This is a genomic window from Streptomyces sp. NPDC054863, assembly GCF_053610825.1.
The window spans coordinates 43,342-61,496 of sequence record NZ_JBSGZD010000018.1 but is presented as its reverse complement, the minus strand read 5'-3'; the positions used below and the strand labels follow the sequence as shown (position 1 = coordinate 61,496).

Below are 18,155 nucleotides of genomic sequence, written 5' to 3'. Positions count from 1 at the left end.
ACAACACGGCGGGCGGCGTCTTCCTCTGGACGGTCGGCTCGCTCAACGGCCGTGACTGGGCGGTCGGCACACCCCTCGCGTTCCTCCTGCTGGTCCTCGTGCCGCTCGCGCTCGTCGCCGGCAGCCGCCTGCAGTTCCTGCGCTTCGACGACGACACCGCCGCCACCCTGGGCGTCAACGTCGCCCGGGTACGGGCCGTGACGCTCGCCCTCGCGGTCGCCCTGTCCGGCATCGCCGTCGGCATCGGCGGCCCGATCGCCTTCGTCGCGCTCGCCGCCCCGGTCCTCGCCGCACGCCTCGGCGGCCCCACCCGGGTGCCGATCGTCGGATCGGCGCTCGTCGGCGCGGCCCTCGTCGGCGGCGCGGACGCGCTCGGCCGGGTCATCGCCCCGGTGGAGATCCCCGTCGGAGTCGTCACCAGCGTCCTCGGCGGGCCCTTCCTGCTGTGGGTCCTCTTCGGCAAGAAGCCAGCCGGCCCCAAGAAGTCAGCCGGCCCCAAGAAGTCAGCCAGCCCCTCGCAGACCGGAAAGGCCTGACCTCGTGGAACTGACCGTAGAGGCGCTCACCGCCGGCTACCCCGGCCACCCCGTCGTCGACGCCGTGGACCTCACCGTTCCCAGCGGGCAGGTCGTCGCGATCGTCGGCCCCAACGGCTGCGGCAAATCGACCCTGCTGCGCGCCGTCGCCCGCCTCCACAAGCCGGAGTCGGGCACCGTACGGGCCGGGGACGCGGACGTCTGGCAGCTCACCCAGCGCAAGGCGGCCCACCGCATCGCGCTGCTCGCCCAGTCCCCGCAGGCCCCCGAGGCGGTCACCGTCGCCGGTCTCGTACGGTACGGACGCCACCCGCACCAGGGCCTGTTCCGCCAGTGGTCCCGCGAGGACGAGACGGCGGTGCGCGCCGCGCTGGAGGCCACCGGCACCACCGCCCTCGCCGAACGGCGCCTGGACCAGCTCTCGGGCGGGCAGCGGCAGCGCTGCTGGCTGGCGATGGTCCTCGCGCAGGAGACCCCGATCGTGCTCCTCGACGAGCCGACCAGCGCACTCGACCTCGGCCACGCCGTCGAAGTCCTGTCCCTGGTGCGGGAGGTCGCGGCGGCCGGCCGCACCGTCGTCATGGTCCTGCACGACCTGGCGAGCGCCGCCCGCTATGCCGACACCGTCGTCGCCATGAACGAGGGCCGCGTCGTCGCCCACGGGCCCGCCCGCGAGGTGGTCACCGCCGCCCTGGTCAAGGAGCTGTACGGCATCGAAGCCGACATCCTCCGGGCCCCGGGCGACGGCTCGCCCATCGTCGTACCGACCGCCGGGGCCGCGAGCCTCACGCCCGTCGGCTGACCTGCCGGCCGCGCGCGAAGTCCGCCGCCGTCCACGCCAGTCCCACCGCGCCGTCGAGCATCGCCCGCTCGGCGGCGGGAGTGGCGGCGGCAGCCGTGAACTCCGGCTGGTGCGGTCCTGCCGTACCGCTGCCGATGTCGAGCACAGGGTGGATCGACGGCACCACGTGCGACACGTTTCCCATGTCGGTCGACGCGAAGGGACCGCGCACCTGCGGCTCCGGCCGCCCCAGCTCCCGCGCGTTCGCCGACCAGAGCGCGACCAGCTCCGGATCGGAGCGGAAGTCCAGATAGTCGGGCGAGGGCTGCACGAGGTCGATCCCGCACCCGGTGGCCAGCGCGCCCGCCCGGAAGCAGTCCTCCACCCGGCCGCGCAGCTCCCGCAGCTCCTCCACCGACGGGGTCCGCAGCGCGTACGCGGCGCGGGAGCGCTCCGGGATTGCGTTGAGCGCGGTCCCCGCCTCGGTGGCGATGCCGTGCACCTTCCACTCCCCGGGCAACTGCTGGCGCAGCAGCCCCAGCGCCACCTGCGCCACGGTGAGCGCGTCGGCCGCGTTCCGCCCGTCCTGCGGGTTCATCGCCGCGTGCGCCGACTTCCCCGTGTACGTGACGTCCAGCGAGCCCATCGCGAACGACCGGAAGTCCGCCACCTCGAACGGACACGGGTGGATCATCATCGCCGCGTCCACCCCCTCGAACGCCCCCGCATCCAGCAGCAGCGCCTTCCCGGCCCCGCTCTCCTCGGCCGGAGTGCCCAACACCCTTACGGTCAGACCGAGTTCATCGGCGTACGGAGCCAGCGCCAAGGCCGCGCCCACGCCGGCCGCCGCGATCAGATTGTGCCCGCAGGCGTGCCCCATCCCGGGCAGCGAGTCGTACTCACAGGCCAACGCGACCGTCACGGGACCCGACCCGATCCTCGCCTCGAAGGCGGTGTCGAGCCCGTACGCGGGCGCGGTGACGGCGAACCCGTGCCCGCGCAGCACGTCCGCGCACCACGCGGCGGCGCGGTGCTCCTGGAAGGCGGTCTCCGGGTGCGCGTGGATGCGACGGCCGAGGGAGAGGAGCTCCTCACGCACTTCCTCGACCCTGGCCCGTACCGCCGCCTTGACGTCGCCGCTCTCCGACACGTGTGGCCCTCCTGACCTTGGATTTTGTGCTGACCCTGCCACCCTACGGCGGCCCGTGGCGGCCCGATCAACCCTGCCGCGCGGACGCGGTGTTGCATGGGCCACTCCTGTCGATACGGTTGACGGAGCGAGAGTGTGGACGACGGGGAGTGTCTGATGCTTGATCTCATCTCGGTGGGGGCGATTTCGTCCGTGCTGGGCGCGGTAGGGGCGGGAACGGCGTCCGAGGCGGGGAAGTGGGTCTGGCAGTCGGCTGGCGGGCTCGTCCAGCGCACCCTCGGCCGCGAGGTGTCGGCGCCGATCAGCCGGCGTCAACTCGACGAACTGGCAGTGCAGTTGTACGAGGCGATACGGCGCGACCCCGGACTCGCCAGGGACTGGGACGCCTTCGCGCGTACCGTACGGACGTCTGGAGAGGCCCGGTCGGCACCCCAACTCCCGGCCGCTTCACGTGACTTCATCAACCGTCAGCGAGTGCTGAAACTGCTCGACGGCGAAGCCTCCCGCAAGCCCGACGGCCGCCCCAAGGTGGCCCTGCTGCACGGCCCGGAGGGCATCGGCACCACAGCGGTCGCCTTGTTCTACGGCGCCCGCGAGGCCGACCGCTTCAAGGACGGGCAGATCTATCTCGACCTGCGCAGCGGCCCGAACGGTGGCATGGGCGCGGGCCTCGCCCTGCGCGAGGCACTGCACCAACTCGGCGTCCCCGACGAGGAGATACCGCCCTCGGTGGAGCGCAGGGCCGAGACCTTCCGCCGCACCGTGGCCGGTCTCGCCCTGCTCGTCGTACTCGACCACGCGACGTCCGCCGCCCAGGTGCGCCACCTGATCGCGACCGCGCCGAGGGTGGTCACCGTAGTGACCTCCCGCGACCCGCTCCTCGCGCTGCCCGCGCTGCGGATTCCCGTGGGGCCGCTCGCCGACAAGTACGTTCACCGGCTCCTGGTGGCGATGGTCGGTCGGCCCGCCGTCGACGCCGCACGGACCGTACTGCCGACAGTGATCGCCGACTGCGCCGGTTCGCCGTACGCGGTGCTGTCCGCAGCGCCCCGGCTCGCCTACGTGCCGCAGCCCCGCACGGAGAGGACCCCGTTACCCGCCATGGCCGAACGCAACCCCGTTACCGTCGCCGTCGAGCACGCGTACCGCTCTCTCGACCCGGTGACCGCCCGGGTGCACCGCCTGGTCGGGCTGAGCCCCTGGCCGGTGGTCACCGCCGCACTCGCCGCCCGCGCCACGAACCTCACGGTGGCGGAGGCAGCCCGCGCCCTCGATGTACTCACCGGGCTCCGGCTCCTCGACGCACTTCCCGAGGGCGGCTACCGGCAGCGGCCCTCGGTGCGGGATCACGCCGAGCAGGCGGCCGGCCGTGAGGACGGGCCGGCGGTGTGCTCGGCGTCTGTTGTGCGCGTCCTGGAAGAGTTCCTGCGTTTTGCCGAGCCGACCGCCCACGCTGCCCTGGAGAAGAGCTGGCGACCTCCCCAACCCCCGTTCACCAGCGATGCGTTGACGTACGAGAAGCCCGGTGACGCCGTCGCCGCACTCGCTGCCGAAGCGGCCAACCTCGCCGCAGCCGTGGCCGCCGCAGACGGCTACGGCCACCCGGACACCGTGTGCCGACTGGTGCGGGCACTGTGGCCCCTCCAGCTCAAGGCGGGTCACCTGGAGGTCCTGCTGCCCGCGCTCCACACCGGCGCCCGCACCGCCGACACGCACTTCCCCGGCACCCGTACCGCCGGACTGATGCACGCCCAACTGGGCTTTGCTCTCACGGCACTTGAGCGGTACGAGGAGGCCGAACGCGAACTGCGGGCCGCCGCCCGCGACGAGAGCGCGGCCGGGCATGTGCGAGGGCACGCCTCGGCGGTCGAGGGCCTGGGACTGGTGCGGCTGGCGCAGTGGCAGCCGTCCTGCTTGCGAGAGGCGTACGACCTCTTCGAGGAGGCGTACGCCCTCTACCGGACCATCGGACCGGACGACGAGGGGGCCGCTGATCTGCCCCGTGCCCTCGCCCTGCTCGAACGCCATCGGGGTCGGGCGCTCACCGGCCTCGACCGGCGTGAAGAGGGGCGTGAATGGCTGGGCGCCGCGCTTCGATACTTCCGCACGAGCGCCGACGCGTACAACGCCGCCCGCACGCTCACCGACCTCGCCCGTACCTACGTCGACGGGACGAGGGCCGCGAGCGAGGCGGACCGGGCGGCGGCGCTGCCGCTGATCGACGAGGCGATCACCGTCCTGGCTCATGAACAGGCCGAGTACCACCTGGCCTATCTGCACCGCCTGCGCGACCTGTGCGTCAGCCCGGAGTGACCCTCACCGGGTGAGAGGTGGACCCGGTCCGCACCGTGAAGCCGGATGCCCCGGCCCCCAACAGGGCGTACCACGCGCAGGCGTACAGAGCCGGGTCCGCGCCGGTCGTCCCGGTGAGGCGCCACAGCGCGCCCTCCCGGGTGCGCACGGTGCAGGTGTCGACCCCCGTGACGTATGCGGCCAGCCCGCACTGCGGGAACCGCTCCAGCACCTCGGCCGTCCACCGCGCCGGACCCCCGAGCACCGGGTCGTCCGGTGCGCCCTCGCGGTGGATCACGTCCGCGAGCGCGAGCCGTTCCGGGTCCCGTACGTCCTCGTGCACCGCCATGTGTACGTCGCCGCCCGACTCCAGCGGCCGGCCGCGCGGGTCCGTGTATCGGGTGACGGCCACCTCACCGGGCCGGCCGGTCGGCCGGGTGACGACCAGAGCGGGCGCGGTGCGCCGCGCCGGTTCGTACGGAGGCCGCGGCAGCGGTACGAAGGAGGCGGTGGGTGCGTCCGGCGGTTCGGGGCGGTCCATCAGCCCGTAGAAGAGCCTGCGCAGCAGGGCCGCCGACTCTCCGGGGGCCGATGTCGTGAACTCCGCGGCCTCGTTCGACGGCCGGTGTGCGGCGATGAGTCGATCCAGTTGGGGTGCGAGCGGGCCCTCCGGGTCCAGGCGCGGCGCACCGGCGACGAATTCGGCCACCGGGGAGTCCGGGTCGAGGCCGGCGAGCGGGGCGGCGCCGAGCAGGACAGGTGTGCCGAGGGCTGCGGAGTAGTACGAAACGGCCCCGTGGTCGCCGAGCACCGCGTCCGCAGCGAGGAGCGCCTGCCGCCAGTGGTGCAGCGGATCCACCAGGCTCAGCCCCGCCCGGCGCGCCCGGTCCAGCCAGGCACGGACCTGACCGGGCCCGTGCCCGTACCAGATGTTGGGGTGCAGGACGGCGGCGACCCGGTACTCGTCGGCGGGAAGCTCCGAGGTCAGCCGGGGGAGCAGGGCGGGCAGCAGGTCCTCGGCGCCGCCGTCGCCGAAGAGGGACTCGGGGTTCCAGGTGGAGTTGAGGACGATCAGTCGCTGGCCGGGGCGCACACCGAGCGCCCGGCGGAAGCGTTCGCGGTAGGGGCGGGCCTCCAGCATCCGGTCGAAACAGGGGTCACCGGCGAGGATGCCGGTGTGGGCCGCCTCGGGACACACGTCCTTGAGCCGGTCCTGCTGCTCGGGATGCGAGAGGACGAGCGCGTCGGCGATCGGGACGCCGTCGTGGAGGAGCCACCCGGGGGAGAGGCCGAAGGTGGGCGGCGCCGAAGCGGCACCTGGGTTTGTCGCGGCCCCGGCCGCAAGCCGTCCGGTGTCCGGTGTCCGGTGTCCGGTGTCCGGTGTCGCCAGCTTCTTAGTGTAGCCAACCCCGTGCGACAGGATGGCCAACTTCCCTGAAAGCAGGTGGAGTTCGCCGCCGAAGCTCGCTGATATCGCAAGGTCCACCGGAGTCGCGAGCGCCTGCTCCCACGGCAGTTCGGGAACCCCGACCTCCGCGAACAGTTCCGCGACCCCGGCCCGGAACGCGGACGACCCCGGGCAGGTCACCAGCAGCTGCACCCCGAGATCGTCGTCGAACAGCGGCAGCACATCCAGCAGCCGGGTCGCCGCCGTCACGTTGTGCACCACCAGCAGCACCCGACAACACCGGCCCCGGGCGGCCCACCGCGTCGCACCCTCCCCGACCGGCACCCGTATCCAGTCCCCGCCCTCCGTGCTCCCCGACACGCATCCTCCTCGTCCCGCACTCCGTTCCCGTACCGGCCACCCTACGGTCGCCACGATCACGCGCCACGACCACGCGCCACGCTCACGCGCAGGGAACCGTCCGAGACGGACGCACGTCCCAAGTCATGACATTCGGGCCACACCATCGGGGGTTGAGCGTGGCCGACTCAGCACGCACATACGGGAGTTGGACGACCGGGCCGCTGCTCGGGCAGGGTGCGATGGGGCAGGTGTACGTCGCCCATGACGGGGCCGGGCGGATCGCCGCGCTCAAGGTCGTGCACGGGTTCCTGGCCCGCGATCCGGAGTTCCGGGCCAGGTTCGCCCGCGAGGCCACCGCACTCGCTGCGGTGCGCGGACCGTACACGGCGGCGCTCCTCGACGCGGGCCCAGGCGACACCCCGCCGTGGCTCGCCACCGAGTACGTACCGGGGCCGAATCTGGCCGAACTCCTCGACAGGGACGGCCCGTTGGGGCAGGCGGAGTTACGGAGGCTGGGCGGTGCGCTCGCCGGGGCGCTCGACGCCGTCCACCGGGCCGGTCTCGTACACCGTGACCTCAAGCCCTCCAACGTGCTGATGGCGCGCATGGGGCCGCCCCGGGTCATCGACTTCGGTATCGCCCGCGCCCTGGACGGCACCCGCCTCACCGCGACCGGCACCGCACCGGGCACCGCCGGATACGCGGCCCCGGAACTCCTCACCCACGGTGCCGCCACCCCGGCCGCCGATGTCTTCGCACTCGGCGCGGTCCTCGCCCACGCGGCGACCGGCCGCCCGCCCTTCGGTACGGGCGCCACCGACGCGGTCGGCTACCGCACGGTCCATGCGGACCCCGACCTGGCCGGAGCACCGGAAGACCTGCTTCCACTGCTCACCGCCTGCCTGGCGAAGGACCCGCAGGTGCGACCCGACCCGAAGGCGGTGGCCAGGCTGACGGGCCACCGGCTGCCCCGCCGCCCGCTGTCGGGCCTGCGCCTCGGCTCCCGTACGCACGGCACTTTCGGCCCGCGCCGCCGCAGGCTGCTCCTGCTGGCCGGAGCCGGGCTCGCCGTGGCCGGAACGGTGGGCGGACTACTGCTCGCTCCCGGGGACAAACCCACCGAACCCCCTTCGAAGAAGGAGAGTTCGGAACGCCTCCCCGAGGGCGACGGTCCGCCGCCGGCGAGGAGGGGCCAGGTCACCGACCCCCTCGGCCCGCGCACCATGCGCCCCCTGGGCGAACCGGTCAGCGAGCTCGGCGAGGTACCCGCGTCGGGAAGCTGGCAGCAGGACTGGGCGCAGAAGCGCACCGGGCACACCAACCGCAAGTTCACCCACAAACTCTTCGGCACCTGGCTCACTCCGACGGCCACCGTCCGCGCCAACGACAAGGACGTACGCGCCTTCCGCGTCGCCGACGGCCGACTCCTGTGGGTCGCCAGGCCGCCGCGCAGGGGCCTGGTCCCGTGCGCGACCGCGCGGTCCGCAGGTGCGGGGGAGCGGCGGATCGCCGTGGTGTACGGGACCAGGCCCGACCCGCTCAAGGCCTGCGACCAGCTCGTGGTGCTCGACGTGGCCACGGGTAGGACCGTCTGGTGGAAGTCGCTGTCCGTACGGCGCCCCACCGAGCACGACCTGGAGACCACGGTCGCCGTCGTCGGCGACCGCGTCGTGGTGAGCTCCCCGGCGGACGCCGCCGCCCACCGCCTCGACGACGGGACGCGGGTCTGGCGCCGCCCCTGGTTCGCGGGCGGCTGTCTGCGCAACGACCTGGTGGCGGGCCGGGCCACCGTCGTCGAGGCCGCACTCTGCGGGGACGGCGCGGAGCAGCGGGCCCGGGTGCGGGAGATCGACGCCAAGGACGGCTCGGTGCGCTGGACGAGCGAACTGCCCAAGGAGCAGATGTACGCCACGGTCGTCACCACCGACCCGGTCTCCGTCCGCATCACCGGCAACGGCGGCGACGACTGGACCCTGCGGATCTTCGACGAACGCGGTCGGCCGGGCCAGGTCGTCAAGGAGAAGCAGCCGTTCGGGAAGATCGCACTGTGGAGCGGCGGCAGGACCTTCGGCCCACGGGGCTGGCGCAACACGATCGTCGCCGAGTACGGGACGGCCGACTACGGGAAGGGCGTGGTGGCCCTCGACGCACCCTCGGGCCGGGTGCTCTGGAACCGGCAGCCCGAGCAGGACACCGGGATCGTGGGCGTCGACGACCGGGGCGTCCTCGTGGCGGCCCGCGACAAGGAGGATCACGGCACGGTGCTGCTGCGGCTCGCACTGGCGGACGGCGAACCGACCGGCCCGGGGGCGCCGGTGAACACGGGGGAGGAGCATGTGCTCCTCTCCGGGCTGATCGTGCGCGGCGGGCGCGCCGTCGACTTCGACGTACTCGACCCGGACGAGGGGGCCCGGGTGTTCTCGCACTCGGGCGCGGGGCGATGAGCGGCGGTGGCGCGGGCCGGCGAGGGGTGAAGTGGGCCGATGAGTGACGACGGCGCGGGCCGGCGAGGGGTGAAGTGGGCCGATGAGTGACGACGGCGCGGGCCGGACCGGCCAGTGGATCGGCGGGTACGAGCTGACGCGGCGGCTCGGGGCCGGTGGCATGGGCGAGGTGTATCTGGGCCGGGACCGCGAGGGACGGCAGGCGGCCGTGAAGCTGGTGCACGCGGAACTCGTCGGCGACCCCGAGTTCCGGGCCCGCTTCCGGCAGGAAGTCGCCGCCGCCGGAAGGGTGTTGAGCTTCTTCACGGTGCCGCTGGTCGGCGCGGACCCGGAGGGTGACCCGCCGTGGCTGGCCACCCAGTACGTGCCGGGCCCCTCGCTCAGCGACGCCGTGGCCCGGGAGGGGCCGCTGCCGTACACCCGGCTCTGCACCCTGGCCGCCGCACTCGGCGAGGCGCTGGTGGTCGTGCACGGCTCCGGGATCGTGCACCGCGACCTCAAGCCGTCGAACGTACTGCTCGCCGAGGACGGGCCGCGCGTCATCGACTTCGGGATCGCCCGAGCCGCCGACGCCACCGCCCTCACCGGCACCGGGCTGATGATCGGCACCTTCGGCTACGCCTCGCCCGAGCACCTCACCGGCTCCGGGCCCGTGACCCCGGCCGCCGACGTCTTCTCGCTGGGCGCGGTCCTGCTGTACGCGGCCACCGGGCGGCAGCCGTTCGGGGAAGGGCCCGGCGCCTCGGTCGCGTACCGCACCGTGCACGAGGAACCCGAACTCGACGGAGTACCAGGGTCGTTGCGCGCCCTGGTCGCGCACTGCCTCGCGAAGGACCCGGCAGCGCGTCCGGCTCCCCGCGAGGTGATCGCGCAGGCGCGTGCCGCGCAGTCGGTCGACCCCGACACCTCCGCGACGACCGATGCGGAACCGACCTCGTACCGCCTGAACCCACCCCACCCGCCGTCGGTCCACACCGCCGGAGCCGACTGCTACACCCCAACGGCCCCCGGTCACAGTGCAGTTGCCGGTACGAGGCGAAGGTCCGTGACCCTCGTCGGCGCCGCAGCAGCCCTCGCTCTCGTCGCCCTCGCCGCCTTCCTCCTCCCCCGCCTCTGGAACAACCCCGGCGGCGGCTCCCCGAAGACACCCACCCCCACCGCAACCCGAGCTGCCCCCGCTCCCGCACTCACCGGACCCGCCAGTGACACCCGCACCGCCGTCGAGCCCGCCGGAGCCCGCAGGGAACTGTGGAAGGCGAAGCTGCCCGCCGGTGGCGAAGAGCGTCGTCTGACCGGCGGCTGGCTCGACGCGAAGGCCGCCGTACGCCACGACCAGCTCGGCGCCCACGCGTTCGACGCGCGGACCGGACGTACCCTGTGGGCCCTCGCCCCGCCCCCCGGCCTGAAGACCTGCGCGGTGTCCGCGGGACCGAGCGCCCTCGCCGGTGGAATCGGCGCCGTCCGGTACGGACCCGACGGGATGGACGAGCAGACCTGCGACCGGGTCGGCGCCGTCGACACCCGTACCGGAAAGCTGCTCTGGCACCGCAGGGTCGGCGCCGCCCCCGGGATGCGCACCGCTCTCGGCATGGCGGGCACGGCCCTGGTGGCCAGGGGTGACGGCGCGGTGGTCGGGCTGGACCCCCGTACCGGACGCGAAGTCTGGCGGCACAAGGACGGCACCGACGGCTGTTTCCCGGGCAGCGTCCTCGTCGGCCCGCGCACCGTGGTGCTCCTCCAGTCGTGCGCGGCGGGCGGCGCCGGGACCGGCCGCGCGGACCGGGGCGCCGACACCGTACGGGAACTCGACGCACGCAACGGCCGCACCCGCTGGCGGCACACCCTGAAGGGGGCCGCGGACATCGTCACCCCGGTGCTGCTCAGCACCGAGCCGGTCACCGTCGGTCTGGGCCGGGGCGGCAACGGCAGCAAGGACTCCCTGCTCGTCCTCGACCTCACCGGCTCCCGGCACCACGAGCTCCCCAAGGAGGGCTCGTACGGACTGATGACCACGGGCCGGGGCGAGGTGGACGGATCGGTGCTCACCGAGGGCGACCTGGCCGTCGTCCAGGTCAGGGCGACGCAGATCAGGGACGGGCGGATGCTCGGACTCGACACGGTCACCGGCCGGATCCGCTGGCAGTACGACCAGCCGCACGTCCAGCTGACCCTGCTCTCCCTCGACCGCACCCATGTCGCAGGGGTGGCCGGACTCGGCTTCCCGAACAAGGACGTCGCCCTGGTCCGCAACCGGCTCACCGACGGGGCGGTCGACGGGAAGGGCACGGTGCCGTACACGGCGGAACCGCTCTCGGGCGTCAGGGTGACGCTGGCGGACGGCCGCCGGGTGGTCCAGTTCGTGTCCGTGGGGGCGTCGCGGGTCGCGGCGGTCGCGTTCGGCTGACCGGCGGCGGAACCGGCCGCCGCCGGGGCGCTCCCACCGGCGCCACCAAGCCACGTCCACCGGCCGCCACCAGTCCACGTCCACCGGCTGCCACCAGGCGCTTCCACCGGCCGCGTCACATATCAACTCCCCGCGTCGTCAAGTCTGTTGGATCCGTATGGCGACGCGCCTACTCTGAAGGTCCGTATGAGGGGGTCGTATGAGCGAGGTCAGCGACAAGGGGCTCACCGAAGGCGGCGGTGGCCGGCCGGGGCCGCCGGGCAGGGGCGAGAAGGTGGCCGACTGGGCGGACGGGCGCCTGGGGCTCTTCGCTCTGGCCAAGAGCAACATGCGCAAGATCTTCCCGGACCACTGGTCCTTCATGCTGGGCGAGATCTGCCTCTACAGCTTCCTGATCATCATCCTCACCGGCATCTACCTCACCCTGTTCTTCGAGCCGAGCAGCGCCGAGGTCGTCTACCACGGCGCGTACACCCCGCTCAGCGGCATCCGGATGACCCGGGCCTTCGAGTCCACCCTCGACATCAGCTTCGAGGTGCGCGGCGGACTGCTGATCCGGCAGATCCACCACTGGGCGGCGCTGGTCTTCGTCGCCGCGATGCTCGTGCACATGATGCGGGTCTTCTTCACCGGGGCGTTCCGCAAGCCGCGCGAGATCAACTGGCTGTTCGGCTGGACGCTGTTGTTCCTCGGACTGATCACCGGGCTGACCGGCTACTCGCTCCCCGACGACCTGCTGTCCGGCACCGGGCTGCGCTTCGCGCACGGGGCGATCCTGTCGATTCCGGTGGTGGGGACCTACCTCGCCTTCTTCCTCTTCGGGGGCGAGTTCCCGGGGGACGACATCATCGCGCGGCTCTATCCGATCCACATCCTGCTGCTGCCCGGCATCATGCTGGGGCTGGTCGTCGCCCATCTGATCCTGGTCTTCCACCACAAGCACACCCAGTTCGCGGGCCCCGGCAGGACCGAGAAGAACGTCGTCGGCGCCCCCTTCCTGCCCGTGTACATCGCCAAGGCCGGCGGCTTCTTCTTCCTCGTCTTCGGCGTGCTCGCGATCGTCTCCGCGGCCTTCTCGATCAACCCGGTGTGGGCGATCGGCCCCTACCGGCCCGACCTGGTCTCCACCGGCGCCCAACCCGACTGGTACCTCGGCTTCTCCGAGGGGCTGATCCGGGTGATGCCCAGCTGGGAGATCACCGCCTGGGGGCACACGCTCCAGCTCGGCGTCTTCATCCCCTTCACGCTCTTCCCGCTGATCATGCTGGCGATCGGGGTCTATCCGTTCATCGAGGCGTGGGTGACCGGGGACAAGCGCGAACACCACCTCGCGCAGCGCCCGCGCAACGCCCCCACCAGGACCGGGCTCGGCGTCGCCTGGCTGTCGCTGTACGGGGTGCTGCTGATCGGCGGCGGCAACGACCTGTGGGCCACCCACTTCCATCTCTCCATCAATCTCATCACCTGGTTCGTGCGCATCGGCTCCTTCGTCGTGCCCGTACTGGCCTTCGTCATCACCCGGCGGATCTGCCAGGGGCTCCAACACCGCGACAGCGAGAAGGCGTTGCACGGCAGGGAGAGCGGCACCATCAAACGCCTGCCGCACGGCGAGTACGTCGAGGTCCACACCCCGCTCAGTCAGGCCGAGCTGCACACCCTCACCGCGCACGAGCAGCCCGTCCCGTACCGGGTGGGGCCCGTGGTCGACGCGAACGGCGTCCGGCGGTCCGTCAAGCGCTCCGACCGGCTGCGGGCCCGCCTGGCGAAGGCCATGTACGGGCCGGGGACGTACGTACCCAAGCCGACCGCGGAGGAGTACCGGGCGCTGCACAGCGGGCCCGGTGGGCACAGCGAGCAGAGCGAGGGCTCGTCGCACCACTGACGTCACAGGGGCAGGCGGACGCCACTTTCGGCCAGCCTGCCCCGCACGTCCCTCCGCCCCCTTCTCCCCCTTGTCATGCTCACGTACGTTGGCCCGGTCGAGTCCGTGAGTCCATGCATCAGGGGGAGAGCGATGCCGTCCGCACGCCTGCGAAGAACCCGAAGAGCCAGAGCCCTCGTCGTCGGAGCCGCGCTCCTCGCCCTGCCCGCCACCACCATGGCCGCACCGGCCGCCTCCGCCGCCACGGGGCAACAGGCGTCGACGGCAGGGGAGTCCGCCGAGCAGAAGCCCGACCAGCCCTACCCGGACATCGACGTGCGGGACGGTGCGCAGAGCCGCCCGTCCGCCGAACAACTCGCCGCTGCCGATGAGTTGGACTCCGCCGCGGTCCGCTGGGGCCGCACCGGCACCCCGCGCCTCGTCGTCCCCCAGGGCCGCCCCGCCCTCACCGGCGCGAGCAAGGCCGACGCACGCACCGTCGCCCTCGACCACCTGCGCGAGAACGCCGAGTTGTACGGACTCTCCACCGCCGACCTCGCGGGCATCGAAGTCGTCAAGTCGTACGGTACGCGGCACAACGGCGTGCGGCACGTCTTCCTCGGCCAGAGCGACCGGGGCGTCCCCGTCCACGGAGCCCAGCTCTCGGTGGCCGTCGACAAACAGGGCCGCATCGTCACCGCCACCGGGAGTCTGATCCCGGGGCTGCGTGCGGCCGGTGCGGCAACTCTCGACCGAACGAAGGCACTTGACCTCGCAGCGGCCTCCGTCGGCACCGCCGAACCGGCCCGGGACGCCACCGCCACCCGCGTCGTCCAGCCCCTCGCCGACGGCACCGCCCGACCGGCCTGGCGCACCCAACTCACCGCCGAGAACGGCCACATGTACGACACCGTGGTCGACGCCGGGTCCGGGAAGATCCTCAGCCGCAGCGACCTCAGCCACAACGAGGGCCCCGAGGGCCGCGTCTTCACCGGGCAGAACGCCAACGCCGGCAGCCAGATCACCGTCCCCTTCAGCGGTCTCGGCCGCTCCTGGGTCGAGGGCCGCGTGCCCACCGGCAACAACGCCGAGGTGTCGCAGAACCTCACCGGCCAGGACTCGCTCGGCTACCAGCCGCAGACCCCGGCCGCGGGTGATCCCGCCTACCAGCACTTCAACTACCCCTTCACCGACGCCTTCCGCACCAGCGGCGGCACCGACCTCACCACCGACCGCGACGCCGTCGTCACCCAGGCCTTCTACTACACCAACAACATGCACGACTTCCTGTACAAGCTCGGCTTCGACGAGGCCTCGGGCAACTTCCAGGAGGACAACCTCGGCAACGGCGGCAAGGGCAGCGACCGCGTCCAGGTCTACGTCGACTACAACGCCTCCGGCAGCAGCGCCTGCAACGCCAACTTCGGCACCCCCGCCGACGGCCAGAACCCCACCATGCGGCTGTTCGTCGGCCGCACCTCCTGCAGCCCGCTCAACACCCACCGCGGCATGAACGGCGACACCGTCGCCCACGAGTACAGCCACGGACTCTCGCACCGCCTCGTCGGCGGCGGCACCATGGGCGGCGGCGTCCAGACCGGCGCACTCGGCGAGGGCTGGGGCGACGCCATCGCCACCTCCATGTGGAGCGACCCGGTCTACGGCGAGTACGCCACCGGCACCGCGACCGGCGTGCGCCGCTACGCCTACGACAAGAGCCCCCTCACCTACGGCGACCTCTGCGGGGGCGGCGGCTGCCAGGTCCACCGCGACGGCGAGATCTGGGCGACCACCATGTGGGAGGCCCGCACCGCCCTCGTCGGCGCGCACGGCGCGGCGGGCGGCAAGGCGCAGCACGAGCAGCTCATGGTCGACGGAATGAAGCTGACCCCCACCAAGCCGGACTTCCTGGACGCCCGCGACGGCATCCTGGCCGCCGACCGCGCCAACAACAACGGCGCCAACCAGTGCCTGCTCTGGGGTGCCTTCGCCAAGCGCGGCATGGGCGCGAGCGCCTCCTCCTCCGCCCAGGACCAGGCCACCCCGGCCACCGACCTCCCGGCCACCTGCAAGCCGACCGCGAACGCCGGCGGCCCGTACACCACCAAGGAGGGCGCGGACGTCCGGCTGGACGCCTCCGGCAGCACCTCGCCCGGCGGCGGCGCTTCGTACGCCTGGGACTTCGACGGCGACGGCGCGTACGACGACGCGACGGGCCCCGCCCCGCTGTTCGACCGGGTCGGCCAGGACGGCACGTACACCGTGGGCCTGCGGGTCGACAACGCCGCGGGATCGAGCACCGACACGGCGACCGTGACCGTCACCAACGTGGCCCCCGCGGTCGCCTTCACCGTCAAGGGGCAGGCGGTCGAGGGCGGGAAGCTCACCGTCAGCGGCACCGTCACCGACCCCGGCTGGCTCGACCCGCTCACCGCGACCGTCGACCTCGGCGACGGCAAGGCCGTACCCCTGGAAGGGCAGTTGGAGAACGGGCGGCCGGACGCCACCCTCACCTTCTCCACCGACACCGTCCTCGGCGACAACGGCACCTTCACCGTGAAGGTCTGCGGCAAGGACGACGACACGCAGACCTGCGAGCAGACCGCGGTCACCGTCGCCAACGCCGACCCCGCCGTCACCATCGACAGGTCGAAGGCAGTGGACCTCGCGGGCGGCAGGACGATCGTCGTCCACGCGGGCGACGACAGGCCCGAGCTCGCAGGGCGGGTCACCGACCCCGGCAGCGACGACGAGACCCTCACCTGGAAGTGGGGCGACGGCACCCCCGACACCGTCACCAGCTCCCTGGTGAACCCGCCGAACCCGGACCCGGCGAACAGCCCGAGCGTCCAGCCGCGCGACCTCACCGACGCGCAGGCGCACGCGTACAAGAAGCCGTGCCTGTACGACGTGTCCCTCGGCGCCCGTGACGACGACGGCGGGACCGGCTCCGACAAGGTCAAGGTGATCGTCCAGGGCAACGCACCGCTCTCGCTCCTCGCGGACCTCTGGTACGTCAAGTACCTGACCGGAGACCTCACCGGCCTCGGCAAGGAGCGCCTCGACTGCTACCTGAAGATCGTCCAGCACGCGAGTGCGGTCTTCTCGGAGACCGTCGACATCTCGACGCAGGCACGGGCCACGCGCACCCTGGCGCCCGCCCTCTTCGACGCGAAGAAGGCCGTGGACCGCCAACTCCTCGGCGCCTGGCTGAACTTCGCGAACGGCGCCTTCGAGCCGGGCGAGAAGGTCGACACGGACGGCGACCTCAAGGCGGACACCCCGTTCCTGACGGCCCTTCGACACGCGGAGAAGGTACGGCTGGACCCGGCGTCGGACCGGCAGGCCCTGACGAAGCAGGCGAAGATCCTGACGTGCATCAACATCCCGCTCGTCTGACCCCGCGCACACGCGGTGCCCGGTGCGTACGCAGTGCGTGCCGGGCGGCGGTCGCCGTCACCCTGGTCCTCGGGGTGGCGGCGACCGCCTGCGCGGGGAACGGGACGGGAAGCGGGGAGAGGAACGGGGCGGGGAGCGGGGCGGGGAACTCCGGGCCGCCGGCCGCACGTACCCCCGTGGCGCCAGGCACCTCCGCTGCCACACCCCCCGCCACTACGTCCTCCGCTGCCACCACGCCCCCCACCCCCACGCCTCCCACCCGCCTCACCCTCACCCAGGACGACTCAGGCCGCACCGTCACCCTCGCCGTCGGCGGCGTCGCCCGGCTCCGGCTCACGGATTCCGCGCGCTGGGCGGAGGCCGTCGCGGAAGGGCCCCGGGTGACTCTGGTCCCGGTCGACTACGAGTCCGACCCGGGCTTCCGCGAGTGGGAAGTGCGGGCGGTGCGGGCGGGCGAGACCGCCGTACGCGTCGCGGAGCGGGGCGGCGGGCCCGGCGTACGGATCGGATTCCGGGTCGTGGCGGCCGAGGAGCCCGCGCAGCGGTAGCCCAAATTCTGCTTATGATCCACGGCCGCACCCCCGGCTATGCTGACCCGGTGTTCGATTCGAGGCACATCAAGACCTTCCACGAAGTGGTGCGGACCGGTTCCTATTCCGCCGCCGCTCGCTGTCTGGGATACACCCAGCCCGCGATCACCCAGCAGATGAAGGCACTGGAACGCGACGTCGGCACCCCGCTCTTCACCCGGGCCGGCCGCGGCCTGCGTCTCACCGAGGCGGGGGAGACCCTGTCCCGGCACGCGACCGCGATCCTCGACACCATGTCAGCGGCCCAGCAGCAGATGACCGCGCTGACCCGGCTGCACAGCGGGCGGGTGCGGGTCTGCGCGTTCCCCAGCGCCAACGCCACCCTCATCCCCGAGGCCATGGCCCGCCTCGCCGCCGGGCACCCCGGGGTACGGGTCGAACTGAGCGAGGACGAGCCCCCCGAGTCGCTCCAGCGGCTGGTGCGCGGGGAGTGCGACATCACGCTGGCCTTCACCTATCCCGGCCTCGACGAGGAGGTACCCGAAGAGGTGGCGGAGGTTCCGCTCCTTGAGGACCAGCTCCTGGTCCTGCTGCCGACCCGGCACCCGCTCACCCGGCGCCGTACCGTCAACCTCGCCGACCTGGCGGGGGAGCGGTGGATCGCCGGGTGCCTGCGCTGCCGCGTCAACTTCCTCCACGAGTGCGCGGAGCAGGGCTTCGCACCCGACATCGCCTTCACCACCGACGACAACCTGGTGGTGCAGAGCCTGGTCGCAGAAGGGCTCGGAATCGCGATGATGCCGGGCCTCGTCCTGAACTTCCTGCGCCACGAGAAGGTCACCGGGCGGGCCCTCGCCCCCGCCTCCAAGCGCCAGGTCTCCGCGTACGTCCTGCGGGAACACCTGCGGATACCGGCCACCGCTCTCGTGCTCGACGAGCTCAGAACGGTCGCCGCCAACAAGATCGGCTGCTGAGCCCCGGCGCACCCGCCACCCCGGCCGGTGTGCC

11 protein-coding genes are annotated in these 18,155 nt (G+C 72.7%); 9 read left to right on the top strand and 2 right to left on the bottom strand.

Annotated elements, in window-relative coordinates:
• Together ACWGIG_RS06325 and ACWGIG_RS06320 are read left to right on the top strand one after the other, a co-directional pair.
• A partial coding sequence (locus ACWGIG_RS06325; RefSeq protein ID WP_453320366.1) for an iron chelate uptake ABC transporter family permease subunit occupies nucleotides 1–536 on the top strand: 536 nt, incomplete at its 5' end.
• Between the two features lie 4 nt (nucleotides 537–540).
• Nucleotides 541–1,338 (top strand): ABC transporter ATP-binding protein, encoded by a 798-nt coding sequence (locus ACWGIG_RS06320; protein ID WP_453320365.1) that lies wholly within the window; start codon nucleotides 541–543, stop codon nucleotides 1,336–1,338.
• Here the strand turns inward: ACWGIG_RS06320 and ACWGIG_RS06315 are convergent.
• Nucleotides 1,322–2,467: a M20 family metallopeptidase gene (locus ACWGIG_RS06315; protein WP_453320364.1), complete on the bottom strand. Its 1,146-nt coding sequence runs from the start codon at nucleotides 2,465–2,467 to the stop codon at nucleotides 1,322–1,324. The genes ACWGIG_RS06320 and ACWGIG_RS06315 overlap by 17 nt on opposite strands.
• A gap of 156 nt (nucleotides 2,468–2,623) precedes the next feature.
• On the opposite strand from ACWGIG_RS06315, the gene ACWGIG_RS06310 reads away from it, so the two are divergent.
• Nucleotides 2,624–4,780, top strand: coding sequence for a tetratricopeptide repeat protein (locus ACWGIG_RS06310; protein ID WP_453320363.1), 2,157 nt, complete (start codon nucleotides 2,624–2,626; stop codon nucleotides 4,778–4,780).
• Here the strand turns inward: ACWGIG_RS06310 and ACWGIG_RS06305 are convergent.
• The gene (locus tag ACWGIG_RS06305) at nucleotides 4,767–6,527 is read right to left on the bottom strand and encodes a hypothetical protein (RefSeq protein WP_453320362.1); all 1,761 of its coding nucleotides are present in this window, start codon (nucleotides 6,525–6,527) and stop codon (nucleotides 4,767–4,769) included. The two genes, ACWGIG_RS06310 and ACWGIG_RS06305, sit on opposite strands and share 14 nt — an antisense overlap.
• Before the next feature lie 158 nt (nucleotides 6,528–6,685).
• Here ACWGIG_RS06305 and ACWGIG_RS06300 point away from each other — a divergent pair, with 158 nt between their 5' ends.
• From ACWGIG_RS06300 to ACWGIG_RS06275, 6 genes are all read left to right on the top strand, one after another.
• Entirely contained in the window at nucleotides 6,686–8,953 is a 2,268-nt protein-coding gene (locus ACWGIG_RS06300) for a protein kinase domain-containing protein (RefSeq protein ID WP_453320361.1), read from the top strand.
• Between the two features lie 82 nt (nucleotides 8,954–9,035).
• On the top strand, nucleotides 9,036–11,357 hold the full coding sequence (locus tag ACWGIG_RS06295) for a protein kinase domain-containing protein (protein WP_453320360.1): 2,322 nt from the start codon (nucleotides 9,036–9,038) through the stop codon (nucleotides 11,355–11,357).
• Nucleotides 11,358–11,556: 199 nt separating this feature from the next.
• Nucleotides 11,557–13,239: a cytochrome bc1 complex cytochrome b subunit gene (gene qcrB, locus ACWGIG_RS06290; protein ID WP_453320359.1), complete on the top strand. Its 1,683-nt coding sequence runs from the start codon at nucleotides 11,557–11,559 to the stop codon at nucleotides 13,237–13,239.
• A gap of 132 nt (nucleotides 13,240–13,371) precedes the next feature.
• On the top strand, nucleotides 13,372–16,617 hold the full coding sequence (locus tag ACWGIG_RS06285; protein ID WP_453320358.1) for a M36 family metallopeptidase: 3,246 nt from the start codon (nucleotides 13,372–13,374) through the stop codon (nucleotides 16,615–16,617).
• A gap of 176 nt (nucleotides 16,618–16,793) precedes the next feature.
• The gene (locus ACWGIG_RS06280) at nucleotides 16,794–17,165 is read left to right on the top strand and encodes a hypothetical protein (protein WP_453320357.1); all 372 of its coding nucleotides are present in this window, start codon (nucleotides 16,794–16,796) and stop codon (nucleotides 17,163–17,165) included.
• 50 nt (nucleotides 17,166–17,215) lie between these two features.
• A complete protein-coding gene (locus ACWGIG_RS06275) occupies nucleotides 17,216–18,121 on the top strand; it encodes a LysR substrate-binding domain-containing protein (RefSeq protein ID WP_453320356.1) in 906 nt (301 codons plus the stop codon).
• The last annotated feature ends 34 nt before the right edge of the window (nucleotides 18,122–18,155 follow it).